This is a genomic window from Terrimonas alba (assembly GCF_042434975.1).
Lineage (GTDB): Bacteria > Bacteroidota > Bacteroidia > Chitinophagales > Chitinophagaceae > Terrimonas_B > Terrimonas_B alba.
This window is the reverse complement of sequence record NZ_JBHMQM010000005.1, coordinates 118,111-134,732: the sequence shown is the minus strand read 5'-3', so window position 1 is coordinate 134,732 and position 16,622 is coordinate 118,111. Positions and strand designations below refer to the sequence as shown.

Sequence of the window (16,622 nt, the reverse complement as noted above, 5' to 3'; positions counted from 1 at the left end):
GGGGGTCATTGCTGACCCCCTGACTTCATTTTGAACTAAGATCGGGCCGGTAGACCCTGAGATAAGTTTCTGCCTTCTCAACACAATCATAATAAGCCTTCATGTGAATACCCCATTCTTCGGCCGAATAAGCTTTGGATAATACATCTTTTAGCGGAGTATAAAAGCCGGGTTCCATTTCTTTCCAGCCGTTTCTATACCGGGAGATCAGGATCACCTGTGGATCTGAACCTGCCATCAATTTTGTATAAATAGTATAGTTGCGCTGATCATTCGAGTTGTCAAAGGCAAGTTTGAATTTTCTCAACCGGGCCAGCCACTCATCTGTTTTTCCTGGTTTGATATGCCAGATCGTAACCTGTGTTTTGGGAATGGTCCAGTCATTATCTCCATGTGAAAGTGAGTCGACTCTCCTTGAAAATATCATTCCGTCGTTTTCCTGTAGCAGGGATTGGATCTTTGTTTGGACATCCTGATCGTGTACAGGATTAGGTTTGTTATTGTCCATTTCCGCCCAGGATGTGGGCGGCCACGCAACCTGGTAATAGCCCATTTTTTCGCCGGTAATAATTTGAAATACAAAGACCTTGTCATTGGCACCATGAAACTTTTGATTGTGTGCTTTCATGTTATTTTCAAATTGCAAAGCCTGTCCGGCTTTAGGCTTTAACATGATTGAATGCACCAATGTTTTTTCCTGGCCTGGCGCAAAATAGTAGCCTGCAATGAGCAAGCATAAAAAAATTGTCTTTCTCATGGTTTAGTGTTTAGTAGTTAAGAAAAGTAGCTCCCCGGGCAGGGTTTTCAAGTGCGGAGAAAGAAAAAAATGGCAGATGCGAAAAAGCGCAGAACGAATTTGTTTGTTAAGCTACAACAAAGTTAGAACACAGACCAAATAAAAATAGCTGTAGCTATCACGAAACAATGATGATCAGTTAAAGCTAGTATCCGGTCCTTATTATTACGACAGCAGATAAACAACAGGTGATTTTATTTCCTGGAAACCCGTATTTCCCTCATCCGGTATTCCTGTATCAATGGTGGATTTTCCGGCGATAAGGTGAAATAGATTTCAATATTTGTTTTCTCTCCTTCGATTATAAAAGAGCCGCGGAGTTGATTTTCCGGCTTCATTTCCTTTACCGAAACGATCTTACCTGCTTTTGCAAACAACTCCTTCGATTGCTTCTTTAAACTATCAATGGGGTAGTCAGGAAAGAAGTTTTCCGCAAAGATGCCGCTTTGCGCTGCGTTGCTCCAATCGGGCAATAGTTTTACCAACTCATTTTTTCTTTTTTCTAAGATGGCAGAAGGCGGAAGTTGCATGGGTTGCAGACCGGTTATTTTTATCAGCGTATCTAATACCTGGATATTTACGCCACCCATACCGGCATAAGTCCTGTTTGCAAAGGCTACTACGCCAATGCCATAATCCGGCATTATTCGCCATTGGCTGCCGAAACCGGGTAAACCTCCGCTATGCGCTATGAATACACGTCCTTCACAATCTTTCGTCCAACCCAGCCCGTATGCATAAGCTGATACGATAGGACAAGTTCTGCCATCAGGATACCTGTAATTAGCATTAAAGCCGTTGAAACGCCATGGATGATGCATTTCACGAATTGAACTTCTTTTCACAGGGCCCTTGTCTGGCGAATTATTTGGAGGCCACGCTGAAAGATGCAGTGCCATATAGCTGGCAAACTCATCAACCGAGCTGATCATGCTGCCCATTGCGCCCCATGAACCATCAGGTGTATCATGCAATAGCTCTTCCTCATTCCATCGTTCATTCAACCAGCGATAACCATGCGCCAGTTTATTGGGATCAATATTTCCATATTCCCATTCGGTTGTGTTCATGCCTAAAGGCCTCCAGATATTTTCACGGATATAGTCCTGGTAACGCTGACCTGAAACCCTGGTTATAATTTTTCCCAAAAGGGCAAAACCAAGATTGCTGTATTCATAGGCTATCCCTGGTGCATTGGAAAATGAAGGTTGTTTGTTTAAAAACTCCAGCAGTTCCTTATCCGTATCGGCCAGTTGTCGGTCACCCCAGGGATTGTCTTCCGGAAACCCGGCACCATGCGTAAGCAGGTGACGAATAGTGATGGGTGGCGCGTCAGCGGTGAGATATTTCAGGTTTTTTAACTCAGCTATATAAAGATGTGCCGGATCATCCAAATCCAATTTTCCTTCATCCCGCAACTTCAGAATAGCCATTGCTGTAAAGCTCTTACTCATCGATGCAATGCGGAACAATGAGGAGGATGTAACCGGAACCTTCTTTTTGATATCGGTGTAACCATAATTGCCTTTGTACACCAATTTTCCATCTGCAACTATACCAAAAGCGATACCGGGAAAATGACTGGCTATTGCATACTTTCTATAAATGCTGTCGATAACAGGAAATGCATTTTTTATTTTTTCCAGCCTGTTTGGACCGGCAAACACAGCCGGTTTATAAGATGCATCATATAAAATATTTTCCTGAGTAAGAGCGGGATCAATAAAACAACAAAGAGCAAAAAATAAAATGATAAAGGAAGATGGTTTACACATAGCCTGGCAAATTTTATTTCGGTTAAACTTACGTAAATAATACTGAAGGCCGGGGATATAAAGAGTCGGTCTAATTCATATTTTGAGATGCCCGGCTGACCAAAAAACTTATTTTATTTTTTGTCTTACCGAGAACAAAACCACCAACCTCAGAGAAAAATGATTCATAAACAGCCAACCTTATTAGATTATTCTAATCTGATCTGCTCTCTAAAGGACTATGCAAATTTTAATTCTCCTCTTTCGTCCAATAAGGTAATAAGGTTCAATCATTCAAGTGCCTTTTTTCTACCAAGGTGTACTTGATGCAAATCGTGTGGGTCCGGGAAGCTTATCGTACATGGGCGAAAAAAAGCCCGGCGAAATTGCCAGGCCTATTTTGTAAACACTTATTTAATTATTGCTTCACAAATTGAAATCTTTCTGAAACGGAATAACTGTTGAGCTTCAGGTAATAGACCCCGGCGGGAAGCCTCTTAATATCTAAGGATAACTGATTGCTTCCGGCATTTAACTGTTTTGAATCCATCATCACCGTTCTTCCGATATTGTCAAATACTATACAGCCCACCTTTTCCTTTCGCGGCGATGATACCAGCAAGTTTATACTATTAACCGCTGGATTGGGATAAAGTGCGATTTTACCGCTACTACTACCCAAGGACAGGGAAACAACCTTTGAATAAGTAAAATTACCGTTAAGGTCCACTTGCTTTAAGCGGTAATAAAGTATTGTTGTTTGTAATGCGGTTACATTCACATCAGTAAACTGATAGGTTTGTGTACCAGCATTGTTTGCTGCTTCGGTTTTTCCTACTGCGCTAAAATCATTGCCATTAAAACTTCTTTCTACAATAAATTCCTTTGTGTTGACTTCATTAGCCGTTTTCCAATCGAGCACGGCATCGGCTTTTACAAGACTAGCTTTAAAATCAATAAACTCCAACGGAAGAACAGAAGTATAACTAATGGCCCAAAGTTCACGCCCCAGATCTGACTGACGAATACCTGCATAGATATTGTTGTCTGTTTCGACAGATTCCTGCATATCGCCGTTGCCGGGATTACCAACACCTGTCACTATCTGTGTCCCGGAAGCAGATCCATCACTCTCCCAGGTCTTATACCCGGTTACTCCATCATTGCCGGTAAAAATCAGTTTATTGATAATTTTAGAAAAATTTCCGACTGTTCCGCTTTCTGTTCCGGGCCAAACATCTTTTACCAATTCGGTTCCGTTGGTGGTACCATCGCTTTTCCAAAGCTCTGCTCCTTTGGTGCCATTATTCGCTGAAAAGAATAATGTACCGTTTACATTTTTTAGTCCGAATGGATAACTTTCTGATGAACCGGTCCAGATATCTTTTACCATTACCGTACCTGCCGCAGTGCCATCGCTTTTCCAAAGCTCTGTTCCCTTGGAGCCATTATTGGCTGAAAAAAACAAGGTACCATTCACATCAGTGATCTCAAACGGGTAGCCACCGCCTGTGCCAGTCCAAATATCCTTCAGTAATACGGTGCCCGCTGCAGTGCCATCACTTTTCCAAAGCTCCATGCCTTTGCTTCCATTGTCGGCGGCGAAATATAAGGTGCCCCCCACGTTGGCTAAAGATTGCGGATAGCTGCTGGCTGAAAAAGGATTAATGTCTTTCACCATGTAGGTGCCTGCCGCAGTACCATCACTTCTCCACAACTCTACACCGTTTATGCCATCATCTGCCGCAAAATATAACACTCCGCCTATGCTTGCCAAAGCTGAAGGATTGCTTCCCATTGATCCGGATCTGATATCTTTTATCATCATGGTGCCATCAGTAGTGCCATCGCTTTTCCAAAGTTCAGTACCTGCGCTGCCATTATTCGCTACAAAAAAAACATAACTGTTTACCTTGGTCAGGTAGCCGATGCTGCTACTCGCCGATCCCGCATTAATATCTTTCACGATTACAGTACCCGCCGATGTGCCGTTGCTCTTCCAAAGTTCCATACCGTAAATGCCGTCATTGGCAGCAAAGAATAAGGTATTATTGACGTCAGTCAGGTAACACACGTTGCTGCTGGAAGGTCCGGGATTGATGTCTTTTAGTAAGGTAAAGCCTTGCGATTTGGCAATAAATGAAATGCCTGCAAGAAAGATGGCTAGAAGTGATTGTTTCATCTGTACTGGATATTGGATGGTGGATTTGGTCTCCGGCAACCAAAAATCACCGTTAAAAAGTGACCCTATTTTCTGGTTTTCGGAGCTATAACAAACTACTTATTTTATCAGATTAATTTCAAGAAATCAAGGATAAATTTTCAAAAATCGGGTACTAACACACCCCTCTTAAAAGGAAAATTATGAAGTAGATTTACTAGCAGCCCTTATTATTAATTTTTATTATAATAGAAAGGCGGCAATTCCTTTTTAAGCCGGCAATGATATTTCTTTAACTTGCAAAATGGCTTTTAAACTTCATAGTCCCTTCCCTCCGGCGGGAGACCAGCCCGAAGCAATCCGACAATTAACAGAGGGAATATTAAATGGTGAGAGATATCAAACACTACTGGGTGTAACAGGAAGTGGTAAAACCTACACGGTTGCAAATGTTATTCAAAATGTCCAGCGACCAACTTTGGTATTGACCCACAACAAAACATTGGTGGCACAATTGTATGGTGAGTTTCGCCAGTTTTTTCCGGACAATGCAGTGGAGTATTTCGTTTCGTACTACGACTACTATCAGCCCGAAGCGTATATGCCGGTAAGCGGCGTGTATATTGAAAAGGATCTGAGTATAAATGATGAATTGGACAAACTCCGGTTAAGAGCAACATCCAGTTTGCTCAGTGGACGAAGGGATATTATTGTTGTAGCTTCTGTAAGCTGCATCTATGGTATGGGAAATCCTACTGACTATGAAAATGGGATCATCCGGATCAATAAAGGGCAGACTATCTCCCGACAGGCTTTTCTTCATTCATTGGTTAACTCCCTATACAATCGGACGACATTGGAGTTTAACCGGGGTACATTCCGGGTAAAAGGTGATACGGTGGATATTAATTTGCCCTATGTAGACTATGGTTATCGCATTACTTTTTTTGGTGATGAAATTGAAGAGATCGAAAGTATTGAAGTAGTAACCGGGAGGCGTATTGCTAAAATCGAAGACGCAGCTATCTTTCCCGCCAACCTGTATGTGGCGCCAAAGGATATTATGCAGCAGGTGATCTATGAAATACAGGATGAACTGCAGGCACAGGTTGAGTACTTTAAAAACACCGGTAAGGTAATAGAAGCCCAGCGCTTAAAAGAACGGGTAGAGTACGACCTGGAGATGATAAAAGAGCTCGGTTACTGTAGTGGGATTGAAAACTATTCAAGATTTTTTGACCGGCGGGTACCGGGCACCCGACCATTCTGTTTACTGGATTATTTTCCAAAAGATTTCCTGATGGTAATTGACGAAAGCCATCAAACCATTCCACAGGTGAGTGGTATGTATGGCGGTGACCGAAGCAGGAAACTGATATTGGTTGACTACGGTTTTCGTTTGCCTTCGGCATTAGATAACCGGCCGTTAAATTTCCATGAATTTGAATCACTGGTAAACCAGGCCATTTTTGTTTCAGCCACGCCGGATGATTTTGAACTGGAAAAAACAGGTGGCATTGTAGTAGAGCAGGTAGTTCGACCCACTGGCTTATTGGATCCACCAATTGAAATACGGCCCAGTGTGAATCAAATCGATGATCTGTTAGATGAAATTGATAAACGGGTAACAAAAGGTGATCGTGTATTAGTGACAACGCTAACCAAGCGAATGGCGGAAGAAATGGATAAGTACCTGCATCGGATCAATATCAAATCAAAATACATCCATAGTGAAGTCGATACATTGGAAAGAGTTGAAATCCTGCGCCAACTGCGGCTGGGTGAAATAGACGTATTGGTGGGTGTCAACCTGCTTCGTGAGGGACTCGATCTGCCTGAAGTGTCATTGGTAGCTATTTTGGATGCAGACAAGGAAGGCTTTTTGCGCAATGAAAAATCACTGACGCAAACCGCTGGTCGTGCCGCCCGAAATGTCGACGGGCTTGTTATTTTCTATGCGGATAAGATGACGGAAAGCATGCAAAAGACCATTGATGAAACGAACCGTCGCCGGGAAAAACAAATCGCTTTCAATATTGAACACGGCATTACACCCAGGACGGTTGTGAAATCGAAACAGCAGGTTTTTGCTCAAACTTCTGTATTAGACATTAAAGGTTACGATCCCGCTAATCCTTATGCTATTGCCCCGGATGAAGACCTGGTTACTGTGGCGGCAGAAGACCAGCAGGAATATAAAACCATTCCACAGATGGAAAAGGCAGTCAGTAAAATCAGGAAAGAAATGGAAAAAGCCGCAAGGGATCTTGACTTTATGGAAGCAGCAAGGCTAAGAGATGAGATGTTTTTGTTGCAGAAGAAATTGACGGAAATGAAAAAGTAATTCGTAGAACTACGAATAGGGCCTAAGTGAATATGCTTAATTTTCATAACTAAGCCGTCCATAAGTTTGGTGATATTTTGCGTTGGTATATTTTAGCGGAGAAAACCAGTCATCCAATAGAAGAACCGATTAAAATCCACCTCTTAGTTATGAAAAAACGTGTCCGTCGAATTGCAAATTTTTTTGCATTCAACTTGCTCTTTTTTGCATTGTACCTGAATTTTATTCACAAGGACAATCAAACATCTGCCAATGCAGACCTTACTGTTCAACAATCACCAGCCGCTGCTTTTAGCGGTACAGTATTGGTAGAGCATCCCGAAAAGTATCTTGTACAAAAGCAATAATGAATAACTCATTATAAATCATTGCTACGGCAGAATTCTTTTCATTAATTAAACCCAAAAATTAGATCTGAAAGCCCGCCACTTGTTAAAGTGTAGCGGGCCTTTCTGTTTTTGAAGTTCAGGCTGCGATAGTTGAAATAATTAACTTAGCGGCATGACAAAAAAAGTTTTCCTGCTGGATGCCTATGCGTTGATTTTCCGTGCCTACTATGCGCTCATTCGCAGTCCCAGGCTTACCGCTAAAGGCAAAAACACGAATGCCCAGTTTGGCTTTACCAACACGTTGATCGAACTGATCACCAAGCAAAAGCCATCGCATTTAGCCGTATGCTTTGACACGGCGGCACCTACCGGGCGTCATACGGATTTTGTGAATTATAAGGCTAACAGGCAGGAAACACCCGAAGATATTTCTGCAGCCGTTCCCGATATCAGGAAAATCATCAAAGGCTTCAATATCCCCATTATGGAATTGGATGGATATGAAGCGGATGACGTTATCGGCACATTAAGCAAACAAGCCGCTAAGGCCGGCTATGAGGTTTTTATGGTAACCCCCGATAAAGATTATGGCCAGTTGGTGTCGGATAAGATCAAAATTTATAAACCGGGTTACCAGGGGGGCGATGTGGAAATATTAGGCCCTGAAGAAGTTTGCTCCAAGTGGAATATCAAAGAAGTATCCCAAGTGATCGATATTCTTGGATTGATGGGTGATGCCGTGGATAATATCCCGGGCATTGCGGGAGTGGGAGAAAAAACAGCTGCTAAGTTATTAGGCGAGTATGGCACCCTGGAAAATATTTTATCTAATGCTGACACGATAAAAGGAGCACTGGGTGAAAAAATAAGAAAAGGAAAAGAAGATGCTGTTCTCTCCAAAAAATTGGCTACGATTATTACTACCGTGCCGATAGAGTTTCATGAAGAGGATTTCAAACTGAAAGATTGGGATAAAGAAAAACTCAGGGAAGTATTTTCGGAGCTGGAATTTAAGACGCTTGGAAAAAGAATTTTGGGCGAAGAATTTTCCGTTACCTCACCCGGTAAAAGCATTATTGAAAAAGAAATACCGCAAGGCGTACAGACTGATCTTTTCGGAAATATCATAGAAACGGAAGCTCCCAAACAAGAAGCCAGTTTAAAGAAAGCATCAGGCGACGATGAAGAATTTACCGATGGGTTAGCTGATAAAAATATAAAAAATACTCCTCACGTTTACGAAGCTATTGAAAGTGATGAGGCATTGCAAAAACTGGTAGCCCTGCTTAGTGAATACAAGGAAATTTGCTTCGATACAGAAACTACCGGTATTGATGCCAATGATGCTGAACTGGTTGGCCTTAGTTTTTCTGTTGTTCCGGGTGAAGCCTACTATATTCCTTGTCCCGCCGACCAGCAAAGGACAAAAGAAATTCTGGCAATTTTTCAACCCCTTTTTTCGGACAAAAGCAAAACATGGATCGGTCAAAATATAAAATACGATCTGCTGGTGCTGAAATGGTATGATGTTACACTGGAAGGCCCTTTGTTTGACACCATGCTTGCACATTATGTTATTGAACCCGATGGCAAGAGAGGCATGGATATTTTAAGTGCTAAATACCTGGGTTATGAACCTGTGCATATCGAAGAGCTGATCGGCAAAAAGGGGAAAACACAGGGCACCATGCGTGATGTGGAATTGGAAAAAATAAAAGACTACGCAGCGGAGGATGCAGACATAACCCTTCAATTAAAAAATGTTTTTACACCTTTATTAAAAGAAAAAGAAGTCGAAAAAGTTTTTAACGAGGTAGAAGGACCATTGGTAAAGGTGTTAACGGATATGGAATACGAGGGTGTAAAAATCGACACAGACTTCCTGAATGAGTACTCAAAACAACTAGAGAAGGAGGCAAAGACGGCGGAAGAAAATGTTTATAAACAGGCGGGTGTTCGTTTCAACCTCGCCTCACCAAAGCAATTAGGTGAAGTGCTGTTTGACAAATTAAAATTAGATCCCTCGGCAAAGAAGACCAAAACAGGGCAATATCAAACTGGCGAAGATGTATTGTTGAAGCTGGCTGCAAAAGGCAATCCAATCGTCGATGATATTCTTGCTTTTCGGGAATTAACCAAATTAAAATCGACTTATGTTGACTCCTTGCCACTGCTGATCAACAAAAAAACGGGAAGAGTCCACACTACTTACGGGCAGGCAGTAGCCGTTACCGGAAGGCTTGCCAGCAATAACCCCAATCTGCAGAATATTCCGGTGAGAACAGACAGGGGTAAGGAAATCAGGAAGGCATTTATTCCAAGAGATAGTGATCATATTTTGTTATCAGCCGATTACTCGCAGATAGAATTGAGGATTGTTGCGGGCATAAGCGGCGATGTAAATATGTGTGATGCCTTCCGGAATGGCACCGATATTCATACAGCAACTGCTGCTAAAGTTTATTCGGTGGCCGAAGCTGATGTGACAAAAGAAATGCGTTATAAAGCAAAAAGCGTAAACTTTGGTATCATTTATGGGCAGGGAGCCTTTGGTTTGGCAGATAACCTTGGCATCTCCCGTACAGAAGCCAAAGAAATTATCGATAATTATAAAAAGCAATTTCCGGGAATTCAGAAGTACATGGACGACACTATCAATTTTGCCAGGGAACATGGCTATGTGCAAACGTTGATGGGAAGGAAACGATGGCTAAGGGACATCAACTCGTCTAATTTTACGGTTCGTGGGTTTGCAGAGAGAAATGCCATCAACTCGCCCATACAGGGAACTGCGGCAGACATGATCAAACTAGCTATGCGAAAAGTACACGACGCCATGAAAAAAGAAAAAATGCAAAGCCGGATGATCATGCAGGTGCATGATGAGCTGGTATTCGATGCCATGAAAGATGAGGTAAAAGAACTTAAACCCCTGATCCTGGAAAATATGCAGCAGGCTATGATTTTACCGAATGCTGTGCCCATTATTGCCGAGTGTGGTGAAGGTGAGAACTGGCTGGAAGCACATTGATAATTTGTATCCCGCATCCTCTATGAAAACAGCAATTTAAAAATCCCTTTTTTCCAATGAATAAATCTTCATTAGTAAAGGCTCTTGATTTTGATAATTCTGTTTTAAACGATTTAGCAGATCAGCTTTCCGACGCGATCATCGTTACCAATAATCAGTTTGCCATAGAACAATGGAATCAGGCTGCTGCCGGGCTTTTTGGTTTTTCATCATCAGAAGCGTTCGGCAAGGTTTTTTTTCAGCTGCTGGAGTGCGACACTCATGAAGTAGAAGAAGTGGTCGCAGCCATCCCCGACGATGCTGGTAAATTTTCGGCGCATGTAAACTGCCTTAAAAAAACAGGAGAAAAATGTTGGGTTCGTTTAACCATTTCCAGGTTGAAATATGGTGAAGGCCCCGGTAAAATTGTCTTCATTTGCCGGGAAAAGGCTAAGGCTGAAGAGGAAAGTCTATTTCTCACCGAGCAAAAATGGCGATCAGTATTAAACAACAGCAGGGGAGCTTTTTATATTCTCGATGCCGATTACCGGATTCTTCTTGTCAATGAACAGGCAAAAAAATTATCGTGGTTATCCACCAATAATTCATCCCTGGAGGAGGGCGACTACTTTCCTGATATACTTCCCGAAGCAAGAAAGAAACCGGTAAAGGAAATCCTGGACCGGGTGATAAAAGGAGAAAAAATAGAGTACGAAATTTTTTATCCCAACGAAAAAAATAAGGGTATCTGGTTAGCAGTTGGGTTTACACCCATACAGAATGAGCAGGGGCTCGTTAGTCAAATATGTGTGACGAGTTATGATATTACGCTCTTTAAAGAAAATGAAAAGGCTTTGACGAGAAGTGAACAACGATGGAAATTTGCGCTTGATGGCGCTGGCGATGGTGTGTGGGATTATAATTTTCAAACCAAAGAAATCTATTACTCGCCGCTTTATAAAAAAATGTTGGGTTACGCCGATGATGAGTTTCATGATGAGGCGTATGAGTGGCAATCAAGAGTTCACCCGGATGATTACTATAAAATTGTAGATATCGATAGTCTTTACGAAGATCATAGCATCCAGAATCATTCCATTGAATACCGGATAAAGAGTAAATCCGGCGACTATGTATGGGTGCTTGACCGTGGAATGTTGCTGGAGAGAACTCCGGATGGCAAGCCACTGAATTTGATCGGCACGCATACCAATATCACGGAAAGAAAGATTGCCGAGCAAAGGCTGATGCAGTCGGAACATCGCTTTAGTTCATTTATGGATAACTCTCCGACACTGGCATGGATCGTTGATGAAAACACTGTTTTGCGTTATTTAAACAATGCTTTTTTGAAAGCCTTTGGTCTAACAAAAGATGCCATTGGAAAAAACATGTATGATATCTTTTCCCAGGAAGTCAGCGATCAGTTCTTAAAAAGCAATAAACAGGTTTTCGATAACCAAATAGCTATTGAAGTAACAGAAACCACAAAAGGCCCGGATGGTAAAAAGATTTTATATCACTCTTATAAATTTCCCCTCGATTCCGAAGACGGCGTCAAACTGTTGGGTGGCATAGCCCTGGATATTACCAAAAGGACCGAAATGGAATTGCAACTGGCCGCCGATGAGGCGTCCAAAAAGAAAGAGATCATCCAGGCAATTATTAATGCACAGGAAAAAGAAAGAAAAGAGCTGGCTTATGAACTGCATGATAATGTCAACCAGATACTTTCATCATGCAAGTTAATGTTGCAGGTAGCTACAGAGAAACCTGAATTATGTAAACAGTTTACTGCCCGTGCCATGACCTACCTGCAGGACGCTATCAATGAGATCCGGAAGATCAGCCATAACCTGACACCCGCGGCACTTCGTGATATAAGCCTGGAAGCCGCTGTAGAGGAAGTCATTCAAAATATCAATGCAACAGGTATTCTCAGGATCGTCTATCACAAGAAGAGTGAAACCTTAAAAGATAAATTAAAACCTGAAACGCAGTTAGCGATTCTTCGCATCATCCAGGAACAATTTAACAACATCCTGAAGCATGCACATGCCACTGAAGCAACTATTTCCTTGACAGCGGGTAATCATAAACTGATACTTGAAATGGAAGATAATGGCCAGGGTTTTGATCCTGTTACAACAAAAAGAGGTTTAGGGCTGAATAATATGTTTAACAGGGTAGAATATTACCAGGGAGCAATCGAAATTCATTCAACCCAGGGAAAAGGATGTAGATTATTGATTGCGATTCCGTTTGATTGCAAATAGTGCAAAGAGTTTAAATCTATGCCGGTTAAGCCAACCCGGAAAAAATAATAGTTTTGAATGGTAAGAGAAATCACCGGTCATTTCTGCCGGGGACTTTTTATTTCAACAAATACCGGCGCCTGCTCCGCCTTCCAATCGTCAGAAAGCCTTGTTTCTTTTTTCGTTTTATAATTCATTAAATAGATATCAAACTGCTTTCCCTCATGAGTGCTTTTATCCATAACAAGCCATTCTCCATCGCCGCTCCAGCTATGCCACCCACTGCTTAATTCGCCTCTGGTTAGTTGCCATTGCTTTTTACCATCGATTGTAAGCGCATATATCTGTGTTTGCCCTTTTTGTTTTGATAAATAACTTATGAATTTGTACTTCTCGTTCCACCGCGGTGGCCCCGCATGATATTCGAACCACTGTGTCGTAGTATCAGGTTTAGGAAAATGAGTAAGCTGGGTTTTATTGTTTCCATCCAGGTTCATTTTCCAAAGCTCGGCAGGTACCATTCTTCTTAAACTTTTATCGGGCCGGTAGGCCAATACAATTTCATTGCCCCCTGGTAAAAACAAAGGGTCCCTTTTAGTAGAAACAGTATCGGGTATGATCTGTTTGAAACTGCCATCCAACAGGTTTACCAGGAATAACTGGTTTCTTACCTGCTTTCCAATCCTCCCTAACACAATCATTTCTGTCCCATCATTGCGACTACTCATCCAGCTATCTTCCAACTGAAGATTACTCAACTTCTTTACATTTTTTCCATCAGCATCCATCTCGTACAAAAAGTAACATCGATGACAGGTGTCCCTGTCGCTAATAAAAAAGACCCGGTCTTTATAAGTGTAGTAGACCCATTCTACACCCGGTGTGTTAGTGATATTCTTTTTACCACTCCCGTCTAAATTCATCGAGTAGATATCGTAATTGTCTTTGGCTGTGTCCTCAAACACATTGTAGACAATTTTATACCTGGGCTGCTGAGAAGCTGCAAAGAGTTGCAAAACAAGCAGACCACAAATTGTGGCGAAGCCCCGGATGTTGATGCGCCGATACCCCCTGAATGTATTGTTTACAAAAAAATTATCCTGCTTGTTCATATGCCTGTTTTATCCAGTTAATTAAATCGTTATTGATTGTTTTTTCATCTTCTACTTTTATCCTGTGTGTGCACATGGCATTCCAGCTTCCCGCGGCAGTTACATTCCCGGATGGGTCAACACCTTTGATGTTCAGCCCTACATCAAGCCTGTCTTTTGTTGAAGGCTGAATAATAGCAAACTGTTTTTTTCTTCGCAGGCTTACATAAGCTTTCTTTGGCACAACTTCCACGTCATTGCCAAACTTGTGTACTTCTGTCATGATCTTATCATACCATGGCTTCAGGTTTTCTTTTGCTTTATATTGCTCCGCTATCCAATCGGTCTCGTTTTCTTCGGCACCAGCATGGCTTTGTTTGGCATAGTGCACTACCATATTAGCATTGCCATGTGTGAATCCATAATTTTCCTTTAAGAAGCTGACCAGCTCACCATGTTTTTGAAGGCGACTGTTGTTTACGATAACAATCCACTCACTTAATTTTTTGCCGGTGCTTTTTTCAATATTGGCTATCTGTGTAGCAGAAGCTTTGTCTAAAGATTCAGAGCTCATATTGTTGGCATCTTATTTTGACTGGAAAAGTAATGAAAGGGTCCTGTTTAAAATTGTAAAAATTTTACCTCTTAGTTTACCGGAAGATAATTCCTGTATTCGCCTCTTTGTACGAGATAAGAAGATGGATTGATGCCTGAAAAAGCCTGAAATTCTTTGATAAAATGTGCCTGGTCATAATAGCCGCACTCATACGCTATCGGCGTCCATTCTACCTGTTGATGATTCCCTACCAGTTGAATGACCTTTTGGAATTTAGCTATCCGGGCAAATTGCTTTGGAGATAATCCCACATGTTTTTTAAAAAGATGAATAAGGTGCTTCTGAGATATCCCGATTTTTTGTGTCAACCGGTCAATTGTCCAAACCTGGGGCGATTTTAATAATTCATCAACGGCATACTGAACCAGTAGATTAGGCTCAGTCTTCCTTTTTATTTTTTGCAAAAGATAATCTTGAAGAATAGCGAACTTAAATTCAACCTCCGGTTCATTTAGTATCCTGTCACGGATGCCATGCACTTCATTGTGCCATATAGTATCCATTTCAATCGTCAGGTTATTTAATTTGTTTACAGGAAAATCAAAAAAGGGATAAGTGCCGCCGGGTTTAAAATGTACACCAATCATAGAAGAAACAGATGCGTCGATCAGGATGTATTCTGTTTTCATTCCGGATATCCAGCTTTTTTTATAGGTGGTGTAATTAGTGCCTTCTTCGTCGTGAAAAAGCTTTTTGGCTGTTTCTGTCAGATCAATCAGCAGGTCCATTGATCCATCCGGTAAAAACTTTTCCATGATATGTTCTGCGTGATAACCTTCATAATAAAAAAAATGCTCTATAAAAAAAGACAAAGGCGCTGCAGGTAGATGAAAGCGGTAGATCATATTTTTCCCTGTGAATTTTACAAAATAGCCTTTAATAATTCATGATCCTGAAAAATTCGACCCACGGACCTATTTCTTCTTTATACTGTTTTGCCATCACTCTCGATATTTGAGCTATATGTGTCAGATCATGTACTGTCCAGGTGCTGAGTAATTGACGCAGCGTAACAGTTCCCAGTGATGGGTGAACTCCTTTTTTATCAAAGTCTTCATCCGAAAGTTGCAAGGACGCCAACCACTGCAGATTCACCGATCTCAATTTATCAAATTCATCCAGCAGTTGTTGTAGTGACTTGCCTTTGCTTTCTTCAAATTGGGCAAACCTGTCATAAGGTACAAACGTTTTAGATTCACCAAACTTCATTATCATCCCCGCTCTATCCCGCCAATCTGTTTTTTCGCCATGTATCAGGTGACCTATTACATCATAAGGAGAAAATGTTTCCGGTCCCTCGTTATTCACTATCCAGTCTTCATCCAATCCTTGCAGCAAGGTTTTTAAGACAGCTGGTGTACGTTGTAATATTTGAACAGATTTATCCAGGCTGAATTTCATCCCTTTTTCTTTTTTGATGACTTCGCTATTTTATTAAAGTCCAAAGCAAGCTGTACCCAATAAGCCAGTTGTTTTTTTGTACTTAACACACTTTCTGCTACAAACACAAATCCTTTCATTGGCTTACCAGTAAAATCCATCGGGCTGCATCCTTCTTTTTCAATTACCGTATCATACACCATGGGATCCAACCGGACCATGATTTTATCCTCATGCACCCCGATACACATTTTATCATTCACCATAAAACATAAACCCGAAAACATCTTTTTCTCCTCCACCTGCTTATGCGTTACAGCAATGATTTCCCTTATCCGGTCAGCCAGCTTTTCGTTATAAGCCATGACTGTTTTTTTATGAATTTAGCATGTCCTGCAGTTTCTCATTTTTATTTCTCAGGTCGATCCCGCCTTCAAAAAGTGATTTCATATTGGCGAAATAAAAAGTCCAGCCTGTCTTGCAGCCAACATGATAGTATTGCATGCCCCGGTCATCCGTGGGAATATTCTCCTGCAGCATCTCCACGATGATTTCTCCCTGCTCCCTTTTGATCGTGACAGAACAAATACCGGCTTTCCCAAAACTAAATTTAAAAAAATCCTTGCCGTTTAATTCCAGGATAGTTCCTTCTTCAGCCACAGAATCCGGGTAGCCATGCCAAAGCCATTTATAAGTATCTCCTTTTTCAACAAACTCATTGCTGCCACGCAGTGCTCCATCCGCTTTTTTATATTCCGATAAGCGAAGGAACCAGTATTCCATTCCTTCGCGGGTAGCCCATGCATGATATAACTTATCAACCGGTGCATTTACATTTATCCGAACTACAAACCGGCTCCAGTCATAAGCGTCTGTTGACATAATT

The 16,622-nt window shown here is 41.5% G+C and carries 13 protein-coding genes; 4 read left to right on the top strand and 9 right to left on the bottom strand.

The window, feature by feature from the left end:
• Positions 1-25: 25 nt before the first annotated feature.
• The 3 genes from ACFEL9_RS15495 to ACFEL9_RS15485 all read right to left on the bottom strand — a co-directional run bounded on the left by ACFEL9_RS15495 (position 26) and on the right by ACFEL9_RS15485 (position 4,732).
• Positions 26-757, bottom strand: a complete 732-nt coding sequence (locus ACFEL9_RS15495; RefSeq protein WP_385891816.1) for a hypothetical protein — start codon at positions 755-757, stop codon at positions 26-28.
• Between the two features lie 233 nt (positions 758-990).
• Entirely contained in the window at positions 991-2,571 is a 1,581-nt protein-coding gene (locus tag ACFEL9_RS15490; protein ID WP_385891814.1) for a serine hydrolase domain-containing protein, read from the bottom strand.
• 397 nt (positions 2,572-2,968) lie between these two features.
• Complete coding sequence (locus tag ACFEL9_RS15485) at positions 2,969-4,732, bottom strand: ELWxxDGT repeat protein (protein WP_385891811.1); 1,764 nt, start codon at positions 4,730-4,732, stop codon at positions 2,969-2,971.
• A 283-nt stretch (positions 4,733-5,015) separates the two neighbouring features.
• Here ACFEL9_RS15485 and uvrB point away from each other — a divergent pair, with 283 nt between their 5' ends.
• The 4 genes from uvrB to ACFEL9_RS15465 all read left to right on the top strand — a co-directional run bounded on the left by uvrB (position 5,016) and on the right by ACFEL9_RS15465 (position 12,670).
• Positions 5,016-7,055: an excinuclease ABC subunit UvrB gene (gene uvrB, locus ACFEL9_RS15480; protein WP_385891808.1), complete on the top strand. Its 2,040-nt coding sequence runs from the start codon at positions 5,016-5,018 to the stop codon at positions 7,053-7,055.
• 149 nt (positions 7,056-7,204) lie between these two features.
• Positions 7,205-7,402, top strand: coding sequence for a hypothetical protein (locus tag ACFEL9_RS15475; RefSeq protein WP_385891805.1), 198 nt, complete (start codon positions 7,205-7,207; stop codon positions 7,400-7,402).
• Positions 7,403-7,556: 154 nt separating this feature from the next.
• Positions 7,557-10,415, top strand: a complete 2,859-nt coding sequence (gene polA, locus ACFEL9_RS15470; protein ID WP_385891802.1) for a DNA polymerase I — start codon at positions 7,557-7,559, stop codon at positions 10,413-10,415.
• Between the two features lie 56 nt (positions 10,416-10,471).
• Complete coding sequence (locus ACFEL9_RS15465) at positions 10,472-12,670, top strand: PAS domain-containing sensor histidine kinase (RefSeq protein WP_385891799.1); 2,199 nt, start codon at positions 10,472-10,474, stop codon at positions 12,668-12,670.
• Between the two features lie 77 nt (positions 12,671-12,747).
• Here ACFEL9_RS15465 and ACFEL9_RS15460 read toward each other — a convergent pair whose 3' ends face one another.
• From ACFEL9_RS15460 to ACFEL9_RS15435, 6 genes are all read right to left on the bottom strand, one after another.
• Entirely contained in the window at positions 12,748-13,761 is a 1,014-nt protein-coding gene (locus ACFEL9_RS15460; protein WP_385891796.1) for a TolB family protein, read from the bottom strand.
• Positions 13,745-14,314, bottom strand: a complete 570-nt coding sequence (locus tag ACFEL9_RS15455; RefSeq protein ID WP_385891793.1) for a DUF4287 domain-containing protein — start codon at positions 14,312-14,314, stop codon at positions 13,745-13,747. The genes ACFEL9_RS15460 and ACFEL9_RS15455 overlap by 17 nt, the downstream gene beginning before the upstream one ends.
• A 71-nt stretch (positions 14,315-14,385) precedes the next feature.
• Positions 14,386-15,201, bottom strand: coding sequence for a DUF6597 domain-containing transcriptional factor (locus ACFEL9_RS15450; protein ID WP_385891790.1), 816 nt, complete (start codon positions 15,199-15,201; stop codon positions 14,386-14,388).
• 31 nt (positions 15,202-15,232) lie between these two features.
• The gene (locus tag ACFEL9_RS15445) at positions 15,233-15,757 is read right to left on the bottom strand and encodes a DinB family protein (RefSeq protein WP_385891787.1); all 525 of its coding nucleotides are present in this window, start codon (positions 15,755-15,757) and stop codon (positions 15,233-15,235) included.
• Complete coding sequence (locus ACFEL9_RS15440; protein ID WP_385891784.1) at positions 15,754-16,101, bottom strand: TfoX/Sxy family protein; 348 nt, start codon at positions 16,099-16,101, stop codon at positions 15,754-15,756. The genes ACFEL9_RS15445 and ACFEL9_RS15440 overlap by 4 nt, the downstream gene beginning before the upstream one ends.
• A gap of 10 nt (positions 16,102-16,111) precedes the next feature.
• Positions 16,112-16,618, bottom strand: coding sequence for an SRPBCC family protein (locus ACFEL9_RS15435; protein ID WP_385891781.1), 507 nt, complete (start codon positions 16,616-16,618; stop codon positions 16,112-16,114).
• Positions 16,619-16,622: the final 4 nt, after the last annotated feature.